This is a genomic window from Kitasatospora sp. NPDC056531 (assembly GCF_042794375.1).
Taxonomy (GTDB): Bacteria; Actinomycetota; Actinomycetes; order Streptomycetales; family Streptomycetaceae; genus Kitasatospora.
This window is the reverse complement of the sequence record NZ_JBHTTU010000002.1, coordinates 19460-34300: the sequence shown is the minus strand read 5'-3', so window position 1 is coordinate 34300 and position 14841 is coordinate 19460. Positions and strand designations below refer to the sequence as shown.

General features: G+C 74.0%; 11 protein-coding genes, 1 tRNA gene and 1 riboswitch. Of the genes, 6 read left to right on the top strand and 6 right to left on the bottom strand.

Annotation, left to right across the window (positions count from 1 at the left end):
- The first annotated feature begins 31 nt into the window (after positions 1 to 31).
- Positions 32 to 1273 (top strand): hypothetical protein, encoded by a 1242-nt coding sequence (locus tag ACFQ87_RS02805; RefSeq protein WP_380608770.1) that lies wholly within the window; start codon positions 32 to 34, stop codon positions 1271 to 1273.
- A 64-nt stretch (positions 1274 to 1337) separates the two neighbouring features.
- Here the strand turns inward: ACFQ87_RS02805 and ACFQ87_RS02800 are convergent, their stop codons facing one another.
- Both ACFQ87_RS02800 and ACFQ87_RS02795 read right to left on the bottom strand, forming a co-directional pair.
- Positions 1338 to 2837, bottom strand: a complete 1500-nt coding sequence (locus ACFQ87_RS02800) for an aminopeptidase P family protein (RefSeq protein ID WP_380608769.1) — start codon at positions 2835 to 2837, stop codon at positions 1338 to 1340.
- Between the two features lie 137 nt (positions 2838 to 2974).
- Entirely contained in the window at positions 2975 to 4423 is a 1449-nt protein-coding gene (locus ACFQ87_RS02795; protein ID WP_380608768.1) for a PP2C family protein-serine/threonine phosphatase, read from the bottom strand.
- Positions 4424 to 5043: 620 nt separating this feature from the next.
- Between ACFQ87_RS02795 and ACFQ87_RS02790 the strand changes: the two genes are divergently transcribed.
- Entirely contained in the window at positions 5044 to 5679 is a 636-nt protein-coding gene (locus tag ACFQ87_RS02790; protein ID WP_380608767.1) for a bifunctional DNA primase/polymerase, read from the top strand.
- A 216-nt stretch (positions 5680 to 5895) separates the two neighbouring features.
- Here ACFQ87_RS02790 and ACFQ87_RS02785 read toward each other — a convergent pair whose 3' ends face one another.
- The 4 genes from ACFQ87_RS02785 to ACFQ87_RS02770 form a co-directional block, all read right to left on the bottom strand.
- The gene (locus tag ACFQ87_RS02785; protein WP_380608766.1) at positions 5896 to 6879 is read right to left on the bottom strand and encodes a DUF5926 family protein; all 984 of its coding nucleotides are present in this window, start codon (positions 6877 to 6879) and stop codon (positions 5896 to 5898) included.
- 131 nt (positions 6880 to 7010) lie between these two features.
- Positions 7011 to 7448 carry an ATP-binding protein gene (locus ACFQ87_RS02780; protein ID WP_380608765.1) on the bottom strand — a complete coding sequence of 146 codons (438 nt, stop codon included), beginning with the start codon at positions 7446 to 7448 and terminating at the stop codon, positions 7011 to 7013.
- Between the two features lie 388 nt (positions 7449 to 7836).
- Positions 7837 to 8661: a glycerophosphodiester phosphodiesterase gene (locus ACFQ87_RS02775; protein ID WP_380608764.1), complete on the bottom strand. Its 825-nt coding sequence runs from the start codon at positions 8659 to 8661 to the stop codon at positions 7837 to 7839.
- 79 nt (positions 8662 to 8740) lie between these two features.
- Positions 8741 to 10153 carry a purine-cytosine permease family protein gene (locus tag ACFQ87_RS02770; protein WP_380608763.1) on the bottom strand — a complete coding sequence of 471 codons (1413 nt, stop codon included), beginning with the start codon at positions 10151 to 10153 and terminating at the stop codon, positions 8741 to 8743.
- Positions 10146 to 10294, bottom strand: a riboswitch (TPP riboswitch). (Overlaps the previous gene by 8 nt.)
- A gap of 230 nt (positions 10295 to 10524) precedes the next feature.
- On the opposite strand from ACFQ87_RS02770, the gene ACFQ87_RS02765 reads away from it, so the two are divergent.
- The 4 genes from ACFQ87_RS02765 to ACFQ87_RS02750 all read left to right on the top strand — a co-directional run bounded on the left by ACFQ87_RS02765 (position 10525) and on the right by ACFQ87_RS02750 (position 14816).
- Entirely contained in the window at positions 10525 to 12456 is a 1932-nt protein-coding gene (locus ACFQ87_RS02765) for a S1C family serine protease (protein ID WP_380608762.1), read from the top strand.
- A 63-nt stretch (positions 12457 to 12519) separates the two neighbouring features.
- Positions 12520 to 12607: transfer RNA gene (locus tag ACFQ87_RS02760), tRNA-Ser, on the top strand.
- Positions 12608 to 12736: 129 nt separating this feature from the next.
- Positions 12737 to 13564, top strand: coding sequence for a MerR family transcriptional regulator (locus ACFQ87_RS02755; RefSeq protein WP_380608761.1), 828 nt, complete (start codon positions 12737 to 12739; stop codon positions 13562 to 13564).
- Positions 13565 to 13610: 46 nt separating this feature from the next.
- The gene (locus tag ACFQ87_RS02750) at positions 13611 to 14816 is read left to right on the top strand and encodes an MFS transporter (protein WP_380608760.1); all 1206 of its coding nucleotides are present in this window, start codon (positions 13611 to 13613) and stop codon (positions 14814 to 14816) included.
- Positions 14817 to 14841: the final 25 nt, after the last annotated feature.

The window sequence follows — 14841 nt, the reverse complement described above, 5'->3', positions numbered from 1 at the left end:
ACCATCACCGTGTCCTCTGGGGGACTGTCACATGAGCACGTCCGTTATTGCCCGTATTGCGAAGATTGTTCCGCTCGCCGTCGTCGCCGCCATCGGCGCCGCCGCCTGCACCTCGCCCGAGGCCGGCTCCCAGGCCGCTCCGACCGCCGCCCGTTCGGCCGCGCCCGCGGTTTCCGCCCCGGCCTCCCCGGCCGCCACCCCCGTTGCCCCTGCTCCGTCGGCACCCGTCACCTCGACCCCGACCTCGGAGCCCACCACGGCCGCCGCCGCAGCGCCGGTCGCCGCCCAGACCTCCAAGGCCCAGACCTCCAAGGCCCAGACCTCCAAGGCCAAGGCCCCCGCCGCCAAGTCCGCGCAGGGTGGCACCGGCACCGGCACCGGTACCGCCGCCGCCCCCGCCGCCGAGCGGAAGCCCGCGTCGGCCGGTGGGATCGGGATCACCTTCGACGGCCTGAGCGAGGGCCGGCGGATCCAGGTGGGTGACAAGGTCTCCTTCTCGGTGACCTGGAAGAACAACGACTCCACGGGCAGCCGTCAGGTGGCGCCGGTGGTGGCGACGCAGCCGTTCGAGGGCGCGCAGTGCTACCAGACGCTCGCGATGGCGAAGGGCACCCTGGAGCGCAAGGACGCCTCCGGCTGGAAGGCCCTGCCGACGCTGAGCCAGGGCGGTGGGATGGACTACGCGGGCACGGGCGACGACGCGGCCTTCACCCTGGCCGCGGGCGAGAGCCGGACCGTCGAGTACCGGATGGTGCTGGACGCGGGCAACCAGCCGGGCCAGCTGGCCGTCGAGGCGGACGCCGTGGTGCCGCACTCCTTCAAGACCATGGCGAAGAGCGTGGTGAACGCGGCGGTCGTCGACAGCCACCGCCCGGTGGTGACCTCGGTGTCCACCCCCACCGAGCTCGTCGTCGGCAAGACCCCGACCGAGTTCTCCTTCAAGGTCTCGTCGCCCGACGGCTCGGGCTTGCTGCGCCCGGTGGTGCGGCTGGCGCTCCCCACCGGCGAGGGCCTGTCCGGTCAGGACGTCACGATCGAGGCGAAGGTCCGCGACGAGTGGAAGAGCTTCGAGGTGACCCCGGACTGCAACGGGCTGCTCGGCGTGGCGCCCTCCCAGCTGGTGGGCGTGATGAAGGGCAACCCGGTCGAGTACACGTTCCGGGTCGGCCTGAAGCGGACCGCTGACGCCGGTCCGGTGGAGATCCAGGTCGGCGGCGACTCCGACGGCCACACCGGCGCCGTCACCACCGTCCGGCCCGCCGTCCGGCGCTGACCTCCCGCCGACGGCCGAAGGGCCCGGTCTCCCCAAGAGGAGACCGGGCCCTTCACCGATCGGCTCAGGCGAGCGAGGCCATCCACGCCTCGACGTCCTCGGAGCGGCGCGGCAGCCCCGCCGAGAGGTTCTCGTTGCCCTCGGCGGTGACCAGGATGTCGTCCTCGATCCGGACGCCGATGCCGCGGTACTCCTCCGGCACGGTCAGGTCGTCCTGCTGGAAGTACAGGCCGGGCTCGACGGTGAGCACCATGCCGGGCACCAGCAGGGCGTCGACGTGCTCCTCGCGGCGCGAGTGGGCGCAGTCGTGGACGTCCAGGCCGAGCATGTGGCCGGTGCCGTGCAGGGTCCAGCGGCGCTGCAGGCCGAGCTCCAGGACCTTCTCGACGTCGTACACCGAGGCGTCCAGCAGGCCCCAGGCGAGCAGGCGCTCGGCGAGGACGCGCTGCGCGGCCTCGTGGAAGTCGCGGAAGCGGGCGCCCGGCGTGACCGCGGCGATGCCGGCCTCCTGGGCGTCGTACACCGCGTCGTAGATCTTGCGCTGCAGCTCGGTGAAGCGGCCGTTGATCGGCAGGCTGCGGGTGACGTCGGCGGTGTAGAGGGTGTGGGTCTCCACGCCGGCGTCCAGCAGCAGGAGCTCGCCGGGGCGCACGTCGCCGTCGTTGCGGACCCAGTGCAGGGTGGTGGCGTGCGGGCCGGCCGCGGCGATGGTGCCGTAGCCGACGTCGTTGCCCTCGACCCGGGCGCGGCGCCAGAAGGTGCCCTCGATCCAGCGCTCCGACGTGGCCACGGCCTGGCCGAGCTCGCGGACCACGTCGGTGAAACCGTTGACGGTGGCGTCGCAGGCGGCGCGCAGCTCGCCGATCTCCCACTCGTCCTTGACCAGCCGCAGGCCGCTGAGGAACTCCTTGAACTCGGCGTCCTTGTCGGCGTCCAGCACCTCGGCCAGCGCGGCCTCCAGGCCGGTGTCGTAGCCGCGGACGATGCGGGTCGGCACGGCGGGGTCCTTGGCCCGCTCGGCCAGCTCCTCGGCGGCCTTGCGGACGTCGCGCGCGGGCAGGCCGAGCAGCTGCTCCTGCTCGGTCAGGCTGTGTCGGCGGCCGACCCACAGCTCGCCGTAGCCGTCCAGCCAGAACTCGCCGTTCTCGCGGTTCGAGCGGGGCAGCAGGTAGAGGGTGAACTCGTGGCCGGCCTCGCCGGTCGGCTCGGCGACCAGCACCGCGTCCTCGGTCTGGTCACCGGTGAGGTGCACGTACTCGCTGGCGGCGCGGAAGCTGTAGTCGGTGTCGTTGGCGCGCACCCGCAGGTTGCCGGCGGGGACGACCAGGCGCTGGCCCGGGTAGGCGGCGGAGAGCTTGGCGCGGCGCTCGGCCGCGTACGGGGCCTGGGCGATGGGGGCGAGGCCGTGCAGCTCGGTGTCGGCCCAGCCGGACTTCATCGAGGCGGACAGCTCGTCCGAGATCTCGCCGTAGAGGCCGTTCTTGCGGCCGCTGAACTGCTGCGGCTCCTCGCCGCCCTCGGCCTCGGGGTTCTCGGCCACCGCGGGGGTCCGGTCCTCGGTCACGTGCAACGCCTCCTTGGGGGTGGTACCGCCGCCCCTCGGGGGAGGTGTCGGATCGCGACACGCGCGGGCGGCCGTGCGTCCATGGTACGGACGCCCGGCCGCTCACCGATTCGGGGTTCGTATGCCTACTCGAATGCCTACTCGAAGCGCGCCGCCAGCATCATCAGGTCGTCGGTGGCCGGGGCGGCGTCCGGGACGGGGCAGACGGCCAGCAGGTGGGCGCAGAGCCGGTCCGGGTCGATCCGCACGTCGCGCGGGGCGTCGGCGGCGGCCCTGCGCAGGTTGGCCTGCCCGGCGTGCAGGGTCGGGCCGCAGCGGCGGGCCAGGCCCTCGGTGTAGAGCAGCAGGGTGTCGCCGCGCTCGGCGGTGAAGTCCACCCCGGGGGCCTCCCAGCAGGTCAGCATGCCGAGCGGTGCGGAGAGCGAGGTCTCGACGAACTCGGCGCCGCGCCGGCCGACCAGGATCGGCGGGCAGTGCCCGGCGCCGGCGAGGGTGATCCGGCGCTCCTCGGGCTCGACCCAGGCGTAGACGGCGGTGGCGGTGCGGCTCGGCTCGGTGGTCTTGAGCAGCAGCTCCAGGTCGCCCAGGACGGAGACCGGGTCCTCGCCCTCCAGCACCGCGTACGCCCGCAGCGCGGCCCGGACCCGGCCCATCGCGGCGGCCGCGCCGGGGGCGGAGCCGGGGCCCGCGCCGGGGCCGTCGCCGGAGACCGAGCCGACGGTGAGGCCGACGGTGCCGTCCGGCAGCGGGATGGCGTCGTACCAGTCGCTGCCGCAGGAGTGGTCCAGGCCGGCCGGGAGGAGCCGGGCGGCCAGCCGCAGCCCGTCCGGCCGGGGGAGGCGGTCCGGCAGCAGGCCGCGGCGCAGCGCCTCGGTGGTGCGCAGGATGCGTTCGGCCTCCAACTGCTTGGCGAGCAGCGGGGCGGCGATCTCGCAGTAGTGGCGGGCGAGTTCGCGCCGGCGGTCGGCGGGCTCGGCGGGCCGGTCGTAGAACCAGACGGCGGCCGCGAGCGGGCCGTCCTCGGCGGTGGCGAGCGGCAGGCCGAAGGCGCCGCCGAGGCCGAGGTGGACGGCGAGTTCGCGCAGCCGGGCGCCGACGGCAGGGTCCTCGGCGAGGTCGGCGGAGTGCAGGTGTTCGGGCCGGTCCTGTTCGCGCAGCAGCCGGGCGAGCAGGCTCTGCTCGGTCGGGACGGTCTCCAGGGCGCCGAGGCTGGCCCGGTCGAGGCCGAGGCCGACCGGCTGGCCGGGGCCGCCGCCGGGCATCAGGGTGACCAGGACTCCGCGGCTGGCGCCGAGCAGCGCGGCGCCGGAGGCGAGGACGGCGTCCAGGGTGGCGGCGAGGCCGCGGGCGCGGGCGAGCCGTTCGGTGTGCTCGTGCAGGCTGGTGATGTCGGACAGACGTCCGGCCAAACGGTCCTGCACGGTGGCGGACGGTGCCGTGAGGTCGTCCGCGCTGCCCTCCGGCGCGTCGGCGGGGCCGAGCAGGCCGGGCGGGTCGAGGACGGTGAGCCCGACCGCGCAACCGGGTTCGCCCAGCTCGGCGGTCGTCGGCGACGGGTGGGACGTCGACGCGTGGGACTCGGTCATGCCGCCACTCCTGACGCGGTGCTACGTGCCATGTGGAACCCCCAGATACGGCCCAATGTGGAGCGAGCACGGCCAAAGGGCGTGTTTCGCCTCGATTCGCTACTACTCGTCATTGATCGACAGCAATGCCACCACTTCTACACAGGCCATTCGGGGCATGTCCAGATCCAGGACGACGCGGTGGCCGGTTCCACATCGTCATCACCCCGGTCGGAGGGCGTGCGTGGTCGGTGCGCGCGCCGGCCGGGTCCGGAGGCATGGAGCGGGCCGGGAGCGGGCAGAACCGAGAGGACGGACCGGGCGGCCGTGCGGATCGTATGTCCGCGCCGCCCGTGCATCGGGCTGGCCGGAAGTCTCTCACTCGTACGGTGGAACCAAGCGCGCCCGGGCGGCGTCCATCCGGTCGCATACGGGATTCTCGTTCCAAGGGCTGTTCCAGTGCGCGGCCCTTCTCATGTCGTGCTCCACTCCGTGCTCCACGTCGTAGCCGCGCCGTCCGCCATGCCGCCCGCCCCCGCTTCGCGCCGCCCGGGGCCGTGCCGTCGCGGGCCCGCGTGGCGAGTCCCGCCGGATGCCGTGGGGCGGAGCGAACCGAGCGGTCAGGGAAAGGAACGAGCGCCATGCGTGAGAATCCGAAGAGCCGGTCGCAGGGGTCGTCCGCCCGGCTGGACGCGGCCCTGACGGCCGCCGTCGAACACCGCTGGCCCGTGGTGCCCGGCACCGTGCTGTGCGGCGGGCGCTGTTCCTGCGGCGACCCGGACTGCCCGGTGCCCGGCGCGCATCCGCACGACCCCTCGCTGCTGGCCGCCACCACGGACGCCCGGATGGTGCGCTGGTGGTGGGAGCGGCAGAGCCCGGACGCGCCGGTGCTGGCCGCCACCGGCTCCGCCGTCTCGGCGGTCTCGCTGCCCGCGGCGGCCGGGGCCCGGGCGCTGGTCCACCTGGGCGCGCTGCGGCTGCCACTCGGCCCGGTGCTGGCGACGCCGGGCCGCTACGCGCTCCTGGTGGCCCCGTACTCGCTCGACGCGCTCGGCGAGATGCTCGCCCAACTCCCTTGGGTGCCGGGATCGTTGCGCTACCACGGGCCGGGCGGCTTCCTGCCGCTGCCGCCCGGCGGGGCGGCCGGGCGGGTGCGCTGGGTGCTGGCGCCGCGGCCGTCGGTGGATGGCGGGGTCTGGCTGCCGCAGGTCGGGCCGCTGCTGGGCGAGTTGGTCGACGCGACGGTCCGGCTGGACAGCGGCCGCTCGGCGCACTGACGGGGTGCCGCCGGAGGGGTTCCGGGGCCCGCTTCGGCGGGCCGCTCCGGAAAAACAAAAGATCCGGCCGCTGGCGACGGGGGATGCACCAGCGGCCGGACTCTTTAGACAGTAACAAGGATCCGCGCCCGCGCCAATTTCCAAGACGCCCTCCAGGCCCGGAAATTGCGGCTTCACCGCGACAATGTGACGCGTATCACCCTGATCCTGCGCGCTTTAGTTCAAGGTGACCTGACGGTTCACCAGGTTTGCGCGGGCGCGCCGCTCGTCGGCGGTCAGCGGGGTCTCGTCGGCGAGGACGGCGGCGAGCCGCTCGGCGAACTCGGCGGCCGGCTTCTCGCAGTCGGCGGCGGTCATGGCGAGCGGGAGGTCCCACACCGGGACGGTCAGGCCGTGCGCGCGGAAGGAGCCGACCAGACGGGTGTCCGGGCCGAGCGAGGCCTCGCCGGCGGCGTTCAGCCGGGCCAGCGCGTCCAACAGCTTCTCCTCGGGCACGGTCATCACCCAGCGCAGGTGGTTCTTGTCCGGGGTGCCGCACCAGTAGGCGGCGTCGAGGCCGGCCAGCTTCTCGGTCGGGATGGCCGAGGCGTTGGCGCGCTCCAGGGAGGCGGCGACCTCGCCGGTGGCGGTCTCGGCGTCCTCCAGCCAGAACTCGAAGCCGGTGTGCACGGTGGGCGTGAACGCGGCGGTGGTGTCCAGGAGGTCCTGCAGGCGGCGCCCGCCCGGGACGGTCCGGCGGGCCGGCACCGGGGTGCCCGGCTCGGTGGCCAGGGCCAGCTCCAGGGCGTCCGCGAGGTCGCGGCTGAGGTCGCCGGAGGCGGACTGGGTCTGCAGGCCGAGCAGGATCGAGCCGTCCTGGCGGCGCAGCGCCGGCCAGGCCAGCGGCAGCACGGTGGCCAGGGTCACCGACGGGACGTCACCGGTGGCGGTCTCGGCGACCCCGGCGGCCAGCGTCAGCGGCACCGTCGCGGCCGGCACCAGCTCGCGCAGCGCCACCCAGTCGGCCTCGCCCGCCAGGCCCTCGAACGGGCGGTGCACCAGCTCCTGCACCGCGTGCGAGGCCTCCCGGCCGTGGCAGGCCTTGTACCGGCGGCCCGAGCCGCAGGGGCAGTCCTCGCGGGCCCCGACCACGGGGATCTCGCCCGTGACGGCGGTGGTGGACTGGCGCTGCGGCGCCTTCTTGGCGGCCTTCTTGCCCATGGTGCGGCTCTCCCGGGAACGGTGGTCCTTTGCTCCGGGAAGCCTACTGACGTTCCCCCGGCGCGCAGGAACGCGCCGGGGCGGGCGTCGTACGGGCGTGTGCCCGCGGACGTGTGCCCGCGGACGTGCGGCTACGCGCTGCGCGCGTCACCGCCGGTGCGCCGGGCGTGCCGGGCCCGCGCGGGTAGCGCCGCCCAGACCGTCACCTCGCCGGGCGCGTCGCGCACCCCCCAGCCGCTGGCCAACTGGTCGACGATGCTCAGACCGCGACCGCCCCGCGAGGTCAGCGAAGGACTGGCGGGCAGCGGCCGGGTGGCCGCGCCGCCGTCGGTGACCTCCAGGGTGAGCACGCCGTCGGCGTGCATCTGCCAGCGGACCAGCACGCCGCCGCCCGGCTCGTCCGCACCCTCGTCGTGCTCCCGGCCGCCCGCTGCGGGGTGCGTCCCGGAGGGGACGCCGACCAGCACTTGGTCCACCACCTCGGCCCGGGCCCCGCGGCCGAGGGCCGGCAGCGGGCCGAGCGGACGGGCGTATCGACAGGCGTTGCTCAACAGTTCGGAAAGGATCAATACAGCGTCATCAATGACCGGTTCCGGTATCTGCCTGTCACCCAGATCTCGACGCAGCCGGCGCCGTACGACCCCGACACTCGCTGGGCCGTGCGGCACTGCCATGGTCGATGAAGTCGGCACTTCACGCGCCACCATCAACGCCACCCCCGGACCTCCTTCAGCGTATGCCGAGGGATGGATGCCCCTTGGTAATGCGTCGGAAACGACCGCCGGAGGATCCCGCGAGTCCATTTCGAGCAACGCGACTCAGGGTCGACGAGAGGCCATTCCGTGCTCACCCTCCGTCGCCCGAACGCAAGAATTCCGGCAATACCGTGCGCGGAAGGTTTGACTGCCGACCAGAGTGATCAGGCTGAATCGGTACGGCCTTCGGCCCGTCGGCCGGTCACCGCCCGAGCTGGGCCAGCACCTCCGCGGGCCGGTTGGTGATGATCGCGGACACCCCGAGCTCCAGACAGAGCTCGACGTCGGCCGGCTCGTCCACCGTCCACACGTGCACCTGGTGCCCCAGCTCGCGCAGCCGGGGCACCAGCTGCGGCTTGGCCTTGATCAGCTCGATGCCCGGGCCGGCGATCAGGGCCCCGCCCGGCAGCGGCCTGCCCGGGCGCAGCTGGCCGAGCAGCGGCAGCATCCGTTCGATCAGGAAGACCCGCTGGTACTCCGGCGCGGCGGTGGCCACCCGGTTCAGCGCGATCGAGGAGAAGCTCATGATCCGGGCGGACGGGCGGTCGCCCTCCCGGGTCGCGCCGATCTTGAACCGCTCCAGCATCCGCAGCAGCTCGGCCTCGACGCGGCCGCGGAAGCGCACCGGGTGCTTGGTCTCGATCGCCAGGTCCACCGGGCGGCCGCAGTCCACCACCAGCTCCAGCAGGCGCTCCAGCCGCAGCACGCCGCGCAGCTCCGGGTCGGTGCTGGGGCGGCCGGTCTTCCAGGCGCCAAAGTCGTACGCCTCCAGCTCGGCGAGGGTCATCGCGGAGACGGTGCCCTGGCCGTTCGAGACCCGGCCGATCCGGCGGTCGTGCACGCAGACCAGCTCGCCGTCGGCCGTCACCCGGACGTCGCACTCGACGGCGTCCGCGCCCTCGTCGAGCGCGCGCCGGTAGGCCGCGAAGGTGTGCTCGGGCAGCGCGTGGGAGGAACCGCGATGGGCGATCACCTGGACGGAGGGCGCGGTGCGCGCCGCCGCCGAGGACAGGTCTGGGCTGGTCACGGGCCCAACGATAGGCGGCGGAGGTGACGCGGGGGCGAAGACGGTCCCAACCTGCGGAGCCGGTTTCGCCCCCGGTGCCTCAGGCGCGGGCGGCGCGCCGGGTCAGTGGGGTGAGCGCCCAGGTGACCAAGGCCGGTACCAGGAAGGCGAACAGCGAGGCGGAGGTCCACTCCTGCGGGGTGAAGTGCAGGGCCTGCTGGGCCGAGGTCCAGAAGTCCGTCCACCAGCCGGCCACCGCGGTCGGCGCGATGAACTGGTAGACCGCGAAGCCCAGCACCCACGGCAGCAGCATCAGCCAGCGGGACGGCGCCTCCTCGGAGAGGTCCCAGCCGTGCCGGCCGGCCCCGAAGAAGTAGTCCACCGCCAGCACCGCGAGCAGCGGCACGAACACCGAGCCGATCAGGCCGAGGAAGTTGCTGTAGGTGTCGGTGAACCTGTCGATCCGCAGCGCCAGCACGGTGGTCAGCACTCCGATCCCACCGCTCAGCGCCCGGCGGTCCACCCGCGGCAGCAGGTTCTGCAGCGACATCGCGGTCGAGTACACGTTGGCGAAGGACTGGTCGGTCTCGCGCAGCACGAGCACGAGCAGGAACAGCCAGCCGGCCCAGACGCCGAGGAAGGAGTCGAAGATCCGGCTCGGGTCGCCGTCGGACTGCAGCAGCGCCATCAGGCCGAGTACGTAGCACCAGACCTGGGCGACGGTGTAACCGGAGAAGCTCCCCCAGAAGGCCGAGCCCGTGGTGCGCGAGTGCCGGGTGTAGTCGGCGGCCATCGGGACGAAGGAGATCGACACCGCGATCATCGCGTCGGTGGCGCCCAGGAAGCCGTGCCAGTTGCCCGCGCCCGGGTCCGGCACACCCTGACGGCCCAGCTGGACGGTGAAGTACACCATCGCGACCGCGACCGCCCCGGCCACGAAGCGGCGCAGTACCGCGATCGCGCCCAGCGGCCAGATCGTCAGCGCGGTGGTCAGCGCGCCCGCGGCCAGCACGAACAGCCAGCGGTAGCCGGTGGTGTGGGCGACGGTCTGGGCGCCCGCCGAGATGGTCAGCAGCTCGAACACGCCCCAGCCGATGCACTGGACGATGTTCAGCACGGTCGGCAGGTAGGACAGCCGGGTGCCGAACAGCCCGCGCAGGTTGGCCATCGCGGGGGCGCCGGTCCGGGCGCCGATCAGCGCGGCCACGCCGAGCATCGCGGTGCCGACCGCCGTACCGGCCACGATCGCGGTCACCGCGGCGGCCAGCGACAGCTCGCTGCCCTTCTCGCCGAGCACGCTGGCGGCGGTGGAGAAGCCGATCAGGCTGACGCCCAGGTTCATCCAGAGCGCGAAGTGGTCCCGGAAGCGCAGGGTGCGCGGTGGCTCGGTGTCCAGCACCAGCGGCGCCTCGACGCGCTCGTCGGTGCCGGGGGTGGCCGCGTCCGTGGGACGATCAAGGAAATCCTTGGACGTGGGCGCGCTCGAAGAAGAGGATGGCGAAGCAGGCGGCATGGCCGATACTCCCTACGCCGGCATTACCCGGACAGGTTCCGGCGGTCAGCGCCCCCTCGACGGTCCGCCGGTGTCCCGCTTGGCGTACGGTCGACATGCGCACTCTCAGCCTGGTCGGTCCAAGCTCCCGCGTGTCAGTTTGGAGCGACAGGCTAACCGGCACGGGTACGAACGCCAAAGGCCACGGGGTGTGCGGTCCGCATCGCGGAACGCCCGGGCGGGGGGAGGGGAGCTCACCGACCGCCGCCGTCATCGCCGTCGTCGGTGTCGGCTAAGGATTCTTATGAGTTCTTCAGAGGGGTCCTTACGGCAATCGAATCGACGGTGCGAAAAACTATGGTCCTTGGTTCTGTCAGCTATGGAGGTCGTCCGTGAGCACCGAGCGCGAGGTTGGGCCCACCGGGCCGCAGGGGGAGCAGCCCGCGGGTCCCGAGGAGGCGGCCGGGTCCGTTTCCGACGGCACCGCTCAGGGCGGCCACAAGCCGACGATGGCGTTCAGCCGGGTCCCCGAGGCCGCGTCGGAAGCCGCTGACGCGGCGTCGGCCGATGCCGCCGCGGGCGACGGCGGACACAAGCCGACGATGGCGTTCAGCCGCGTCCCGGAGCCGGAGACCGCGCCGGAGGCCGGGCCCGAGCCGATCGAGGCCGCCCCGGCTGCGGCCGCCCCGGCCGAGGGTGGTCACAAGCCCACCGTGGCCTTCACCAAGGTCCCGGCGCCGGAGGCCCCGGCGGCGGAGGCCCCGGCGGCGCCCGCCGCCGAGGAGCACACCGTCGACCCGGTCACCGGCTACATCGACGCCCCGCCGCCGGTCCTGCCGCCCGCGCCGCCCGTCGCGCCCGCGCCCGCAGCCGCAGCCCCCGCTGCTCCGGCCGCGGCCCCGGTCGCCCCGGCCCTGCCGCCGGCCGCCAACCCGTACGCGACCCCGTCCCACGGCGTGCCCGCCGCCGGCGCACAAGAGCCGTACGGGGCCCCGGCCGCCGCCGCCCAGGAGCCGTACGGCGCGGCGCCCGCCGCGCACGGTCACCACCCGTTCGGCGCCGGCCAGCCGGTCGGCGGCTGGGGCGCCGCCCACGACGCCACCTCCGGCGGCGCGGGCTACCCCGGAGGCCCCGACTACCCCGGCGGCCCGCTCGGCTACCCGGCCGACTACCCCGGCGGCCCGAACGGCCCCGGCGGCCCGCGCAAGAAGCGCGGCGGCCTGGTGGCCCTGCTCGCGGCCGTCGCGCTGGTCGCCGGCGTGGCCGGCGGCGCGCTCGGCGTGGTCGCCACCAAGCACACCGACAGCACCAGTTCGGCGGACGACCACCGCAGCACCACCGTGCAGGCCAGCAACACCCAGAAGAACGAGCCCGTCCCCGGCTCGATCGCCGCCATCGCGCAGAAGGCGCTGCCCAGCGTCGTCACCATCAAGGCGCAGGGCAGCACCGAGTCGGGCACCGGCACCGGCTTCGTCTTCGACACCGAGGGCCACATCCTCACCAACAACCACGTGGTCGCGCCGACCCTCAGCGGCGGCAAACTGACCGTCAAGTTCGCCGACGGCACGTCCTACAGCGCCTCGGTGCTGGGCCACGCCGAGGGCTACGACGTCGCCGTGGTCAAGATCGACAACCCGCCGAAGGCCAAGCTGGCGCCCCTGGCGCTGGCCGACTCCGACAGGGTCAACGTCGGCGACGCCACGATCGCGATCGGCGCGCCGTACGGCCTGGAGTCCACCGTCACCAGCGGCATCGTCAGCGCCAAGGACCGCCCGGTCGCCTCGGGCGACGAGACCGGCTCGCAGGCCTCGTACATGAACGCCCTGCAGACCGACGCCTCGATCAACCCCGGCAACTCCGGCGGCCCGCTGCTCGACTCCAGCGGCGCGGTGATCGGCATCAACTCGGCGATCCAGTCCAACGCCTCGGCCAACGGGCGGGCCGGCAGCATCGGTCTGGGCTTCGCCATCCCGATCAACCAGGCCAAGTGGGTCGCGGACACCCTGATCAAGACCGGCAAGCCGGTCTACGCCAAGCTCGACGTGCTGCGCAACGACGATTACAAGGGTGACGGCGCGCAGATCCAGACCCGCGACATCCAGGGCCAGCCGGCCGTCACCCCCGGCGGCGCGGCCGACAAGGCGGGCCTCAAGCCGGGCGACGTGATCACCAAGCTCGGCGGCGCGCCGATCGAGAACGGCCCCGCCCTGGTCAGCCGGATCTGGACGCACAAGCCGGGCGAGACCGTGGACGTCGAGTACACCCGCAACGGCCAGACGTACAGCACCAAGGTCACCCTCGGCCAGCGCGAGGGCGACCAGTGACCCTCGGGAGCGCGGAATCGTGTGCGCCGAAGCCCGCCGGACCCGTTAGGCTGACCTCCGCCTGGAGAGCTGCCCGAGCGGCCTAAGGGAACAGTCTTGAAAACTGTCGTGGCGTGACCCGTCACCGTGGGTTCGAATCCCACGCTCTCCGCTGGTAGGAGAACCACCTGCTCAGGGCGGGTGCCGAGACCACTCGGCACCCGCCCTCGGTGTTTTTCCGGAGCGGTCCGTCGGCCGGGGTTGACCCTGACACCGTGGGAGGCGGTGGAGTGGAGCCACCATGTTGAACATCGGAGACTTCGCCAGCCACGGCCGGGTGTCGGTGCGGATGCTGCGCCACTACGACGCGATCGGACTGCTGCGCCCCGCCCGGGTGGACCCGGCCACCGGGTACCGCTGGTACCGGGCGGGCCAACTCGCACGGCTCAACCGGGTGATCGCGCTCAAGGACCTCGGCTTCACGCTGCAGCAGGTGCGGGCCGTCCTGGACGAGCAGCTGGACGCGGCCGAACTGCGCGGGATGCTGCGGCTGCGGCGGGCCCAGCTCGCCGAGGCGATCGCGGCGGACGAGCACCGGCTGGCCCGGGTGGAGGCGAGGCTCCGGACGATCGAGAGCGAGGGGAACATGTCCGAGCACGATGTCGTGGTGAAGCCCGTGCCGTCCGTGCGGGTGGCCCAACTGACCGGCGTGGCCAGGAGTTACCAGCCGGAGGACATCACGCCGGTGATCGGCCCGCTGTTCGACGAGCTGTGCCGTCGGATGGCCGGGGCCGGCATCGAGGCGGCCGGCCCGTCCGTCGCCCGCTACGAGGACACGCCGGAGGGCGACGGCTCGGTGCTGATCCTGGTCGCCGTCCCGGTCGGGTCGTCGGTACGGCCGGGCGCGCACGACTTCGAGGTGCTCGACCTGCCGCCGATGGCGGCGGCGGCGACGATCGTGCACCGCGGCTCGATGGACGACTCCGTGGGGAGCTTCCAGGAGCTGGCCCGCTTCATCGACCAGAACGGCTACCGCTCGGCCGGCTACGCCCGGGAGCTGTACCTGGAGTGCCCGCAGGACCGGGCCCAGTGGGTCACCGAGCTCCAGGAGCCGGTGGTCCGCCGGTAGGCCGTGCTTGCCCTCGACCAGGTCGAGGGCCCTAGCGTCCCCGGGCATGACCACCGCCACCACCGAGCGGGCGCCGCTGCCCGGTCCGTACCTGCTCTGGCTGGCCGGCGCCCAGGCCGGGCTGCTGGGCGATGCCGCGCTGTACTTCGCCCTCGGCTGGGCCGCCTCCGCGCACGGCGGTGGAGCGGCCGGGCTGGTCCTGACGGCGGTGACCGTCCCGCGCACCGTGCTGGTCCTGCTGGGTGGTGCGGTCGCGGACCGGTTCGGCGCCCGCCGGGTGATGCTCGCCGGGGACGCGGTGATGCTGGTCGCGACGGCCGCGTTGGCGGTCACGGTGGGCGGCCGGGGCACGCCGCTCCGGCTGCTGGTCGCGGCGGCGGCAGTGATCGGGACGGTCGACGCGTTCTACCTGCCGGCGAGCGGATCGATGCCGCGCCGCCTGGTGCCCGTCGACCGGCTGCCCCGGGCGCTCGCGCTGCGGCAGGCCGGCGGGCAGAGCGCCGCCCTGCTCGGGGCGCCGCTCGGCGGCCTGCTGGTCACCGCCGGGGGGTTCGCCGGCGCCGCGGTCGCGGACGCGGTGAGCTTCGGGGTCGTCCTGCTGGTCCTGCTGCGGGTCCGGCCCCGGGAGGACGCCCCGGGGCCGGCCGCACCGAGCGGGCTGCTGCGCGAGGCGGCGTCCGGAGTCCGGCTCGCCCTGCGCGACCCGCTGCTGCGGGCCGCGCTGCTGCTCACCGGGGCCGCAGCCGGGGGACTGCTGCCGGTGGTGTCGCTGCTCGGGCCGCTGCTCGCCCGGGCGCACGGCTGGACGGCGGGGACGGCCGCACTGGTGACCGGCGGGCAGGCGGCCGGGGTGCTCGCGGTGGCGAGCCTGGTCGCCTGGCGCGGCGCGCTGCCCCGGGCGGGGGTCGGGGCAGCGGCCGGGCTCTGCACGGCCTCGGTCGGCGTCGCGCTGCTGGCGCTGTCCCCGGTGCCGGCGGTGGCGGTGGCGGGCAGCACGGTGACCGGGGTCGGCTCCGGGCTGTTCGCCTGCCACCTCGGGCCGCTGGTGCTGGGTGGCGCTCCGGCGTCCCATCTCTCCCGGGTGCAGGCGCTGTTGACGCTGATGCAGAGCCTCGCGCTGGTGCTGTCCAACGGCCTGCTCGGCCTGCTCGCCGACAGCGGGGGTGCGGCCGTGGCCATGCTCCTGTGCGCCGTCGCCTCGGGAACGGCGGGCTTGGTCGCTCTGGCGACCCGGACCTTCCGTCGGGCGTGACCCGGGGACGTGTTCGATCCGGTCC

Bases quoted from the DNA above. Each gene is read 5' to 3' on its own strand.
- ACFQ87_RS02805 (WP_380608770.1), top strand. From the start codon at position 32: ATGAGCACGTCCGTTATTGCCCGTATTGCGAAGATTGTTCCGCTCGCC.
- ACFQ87_RS02795 (WP_380608768.1), bottom strand. From the start codon at position 4,423: ATGACCGAGTCCCACGCGTCGACGTCCCACCCGTCGCCGACGACCGCC.
- ACFQ87_RS02790 (WP_380608767.1), top strand. From the start codon at position 5,044: ATGCGTGAGAATCCGAAGAGCCGGTCGCAGGGGTCGTCCGCCCGGCTG.
- ACFQ87_RS02785 (WP_380608766.1), bottom strand. From the start codon at position 6,879: ATGGGCAAGAAGGCCGCCAAGAAGGCGCCGCAGCGCCAGTCCACCACC.
- ACFQ87_RS02770 (WP_380608763.1), bottom strand. From the start codon at position 10,153: ATGCCGCCTGCTTCGCCATCCTCTTCTTCGAGCGCGCCCACGTCCAAG.
- ACFQ87_RS02755 (WP_380608761.1), top strand. From the start codon at position 12,737: ATGTTGAACATCGGAGACTTCGCCAGCCACGGCCGGGTGTCGGTGCGG.
- ACFQ87_RS02750 (WP_380608760.1), top strand. From the start codon at position 13,611: ATGACCACCGCCACCACCGAGCGGGCGCCGCTGCCCGGTCCGTACCTG.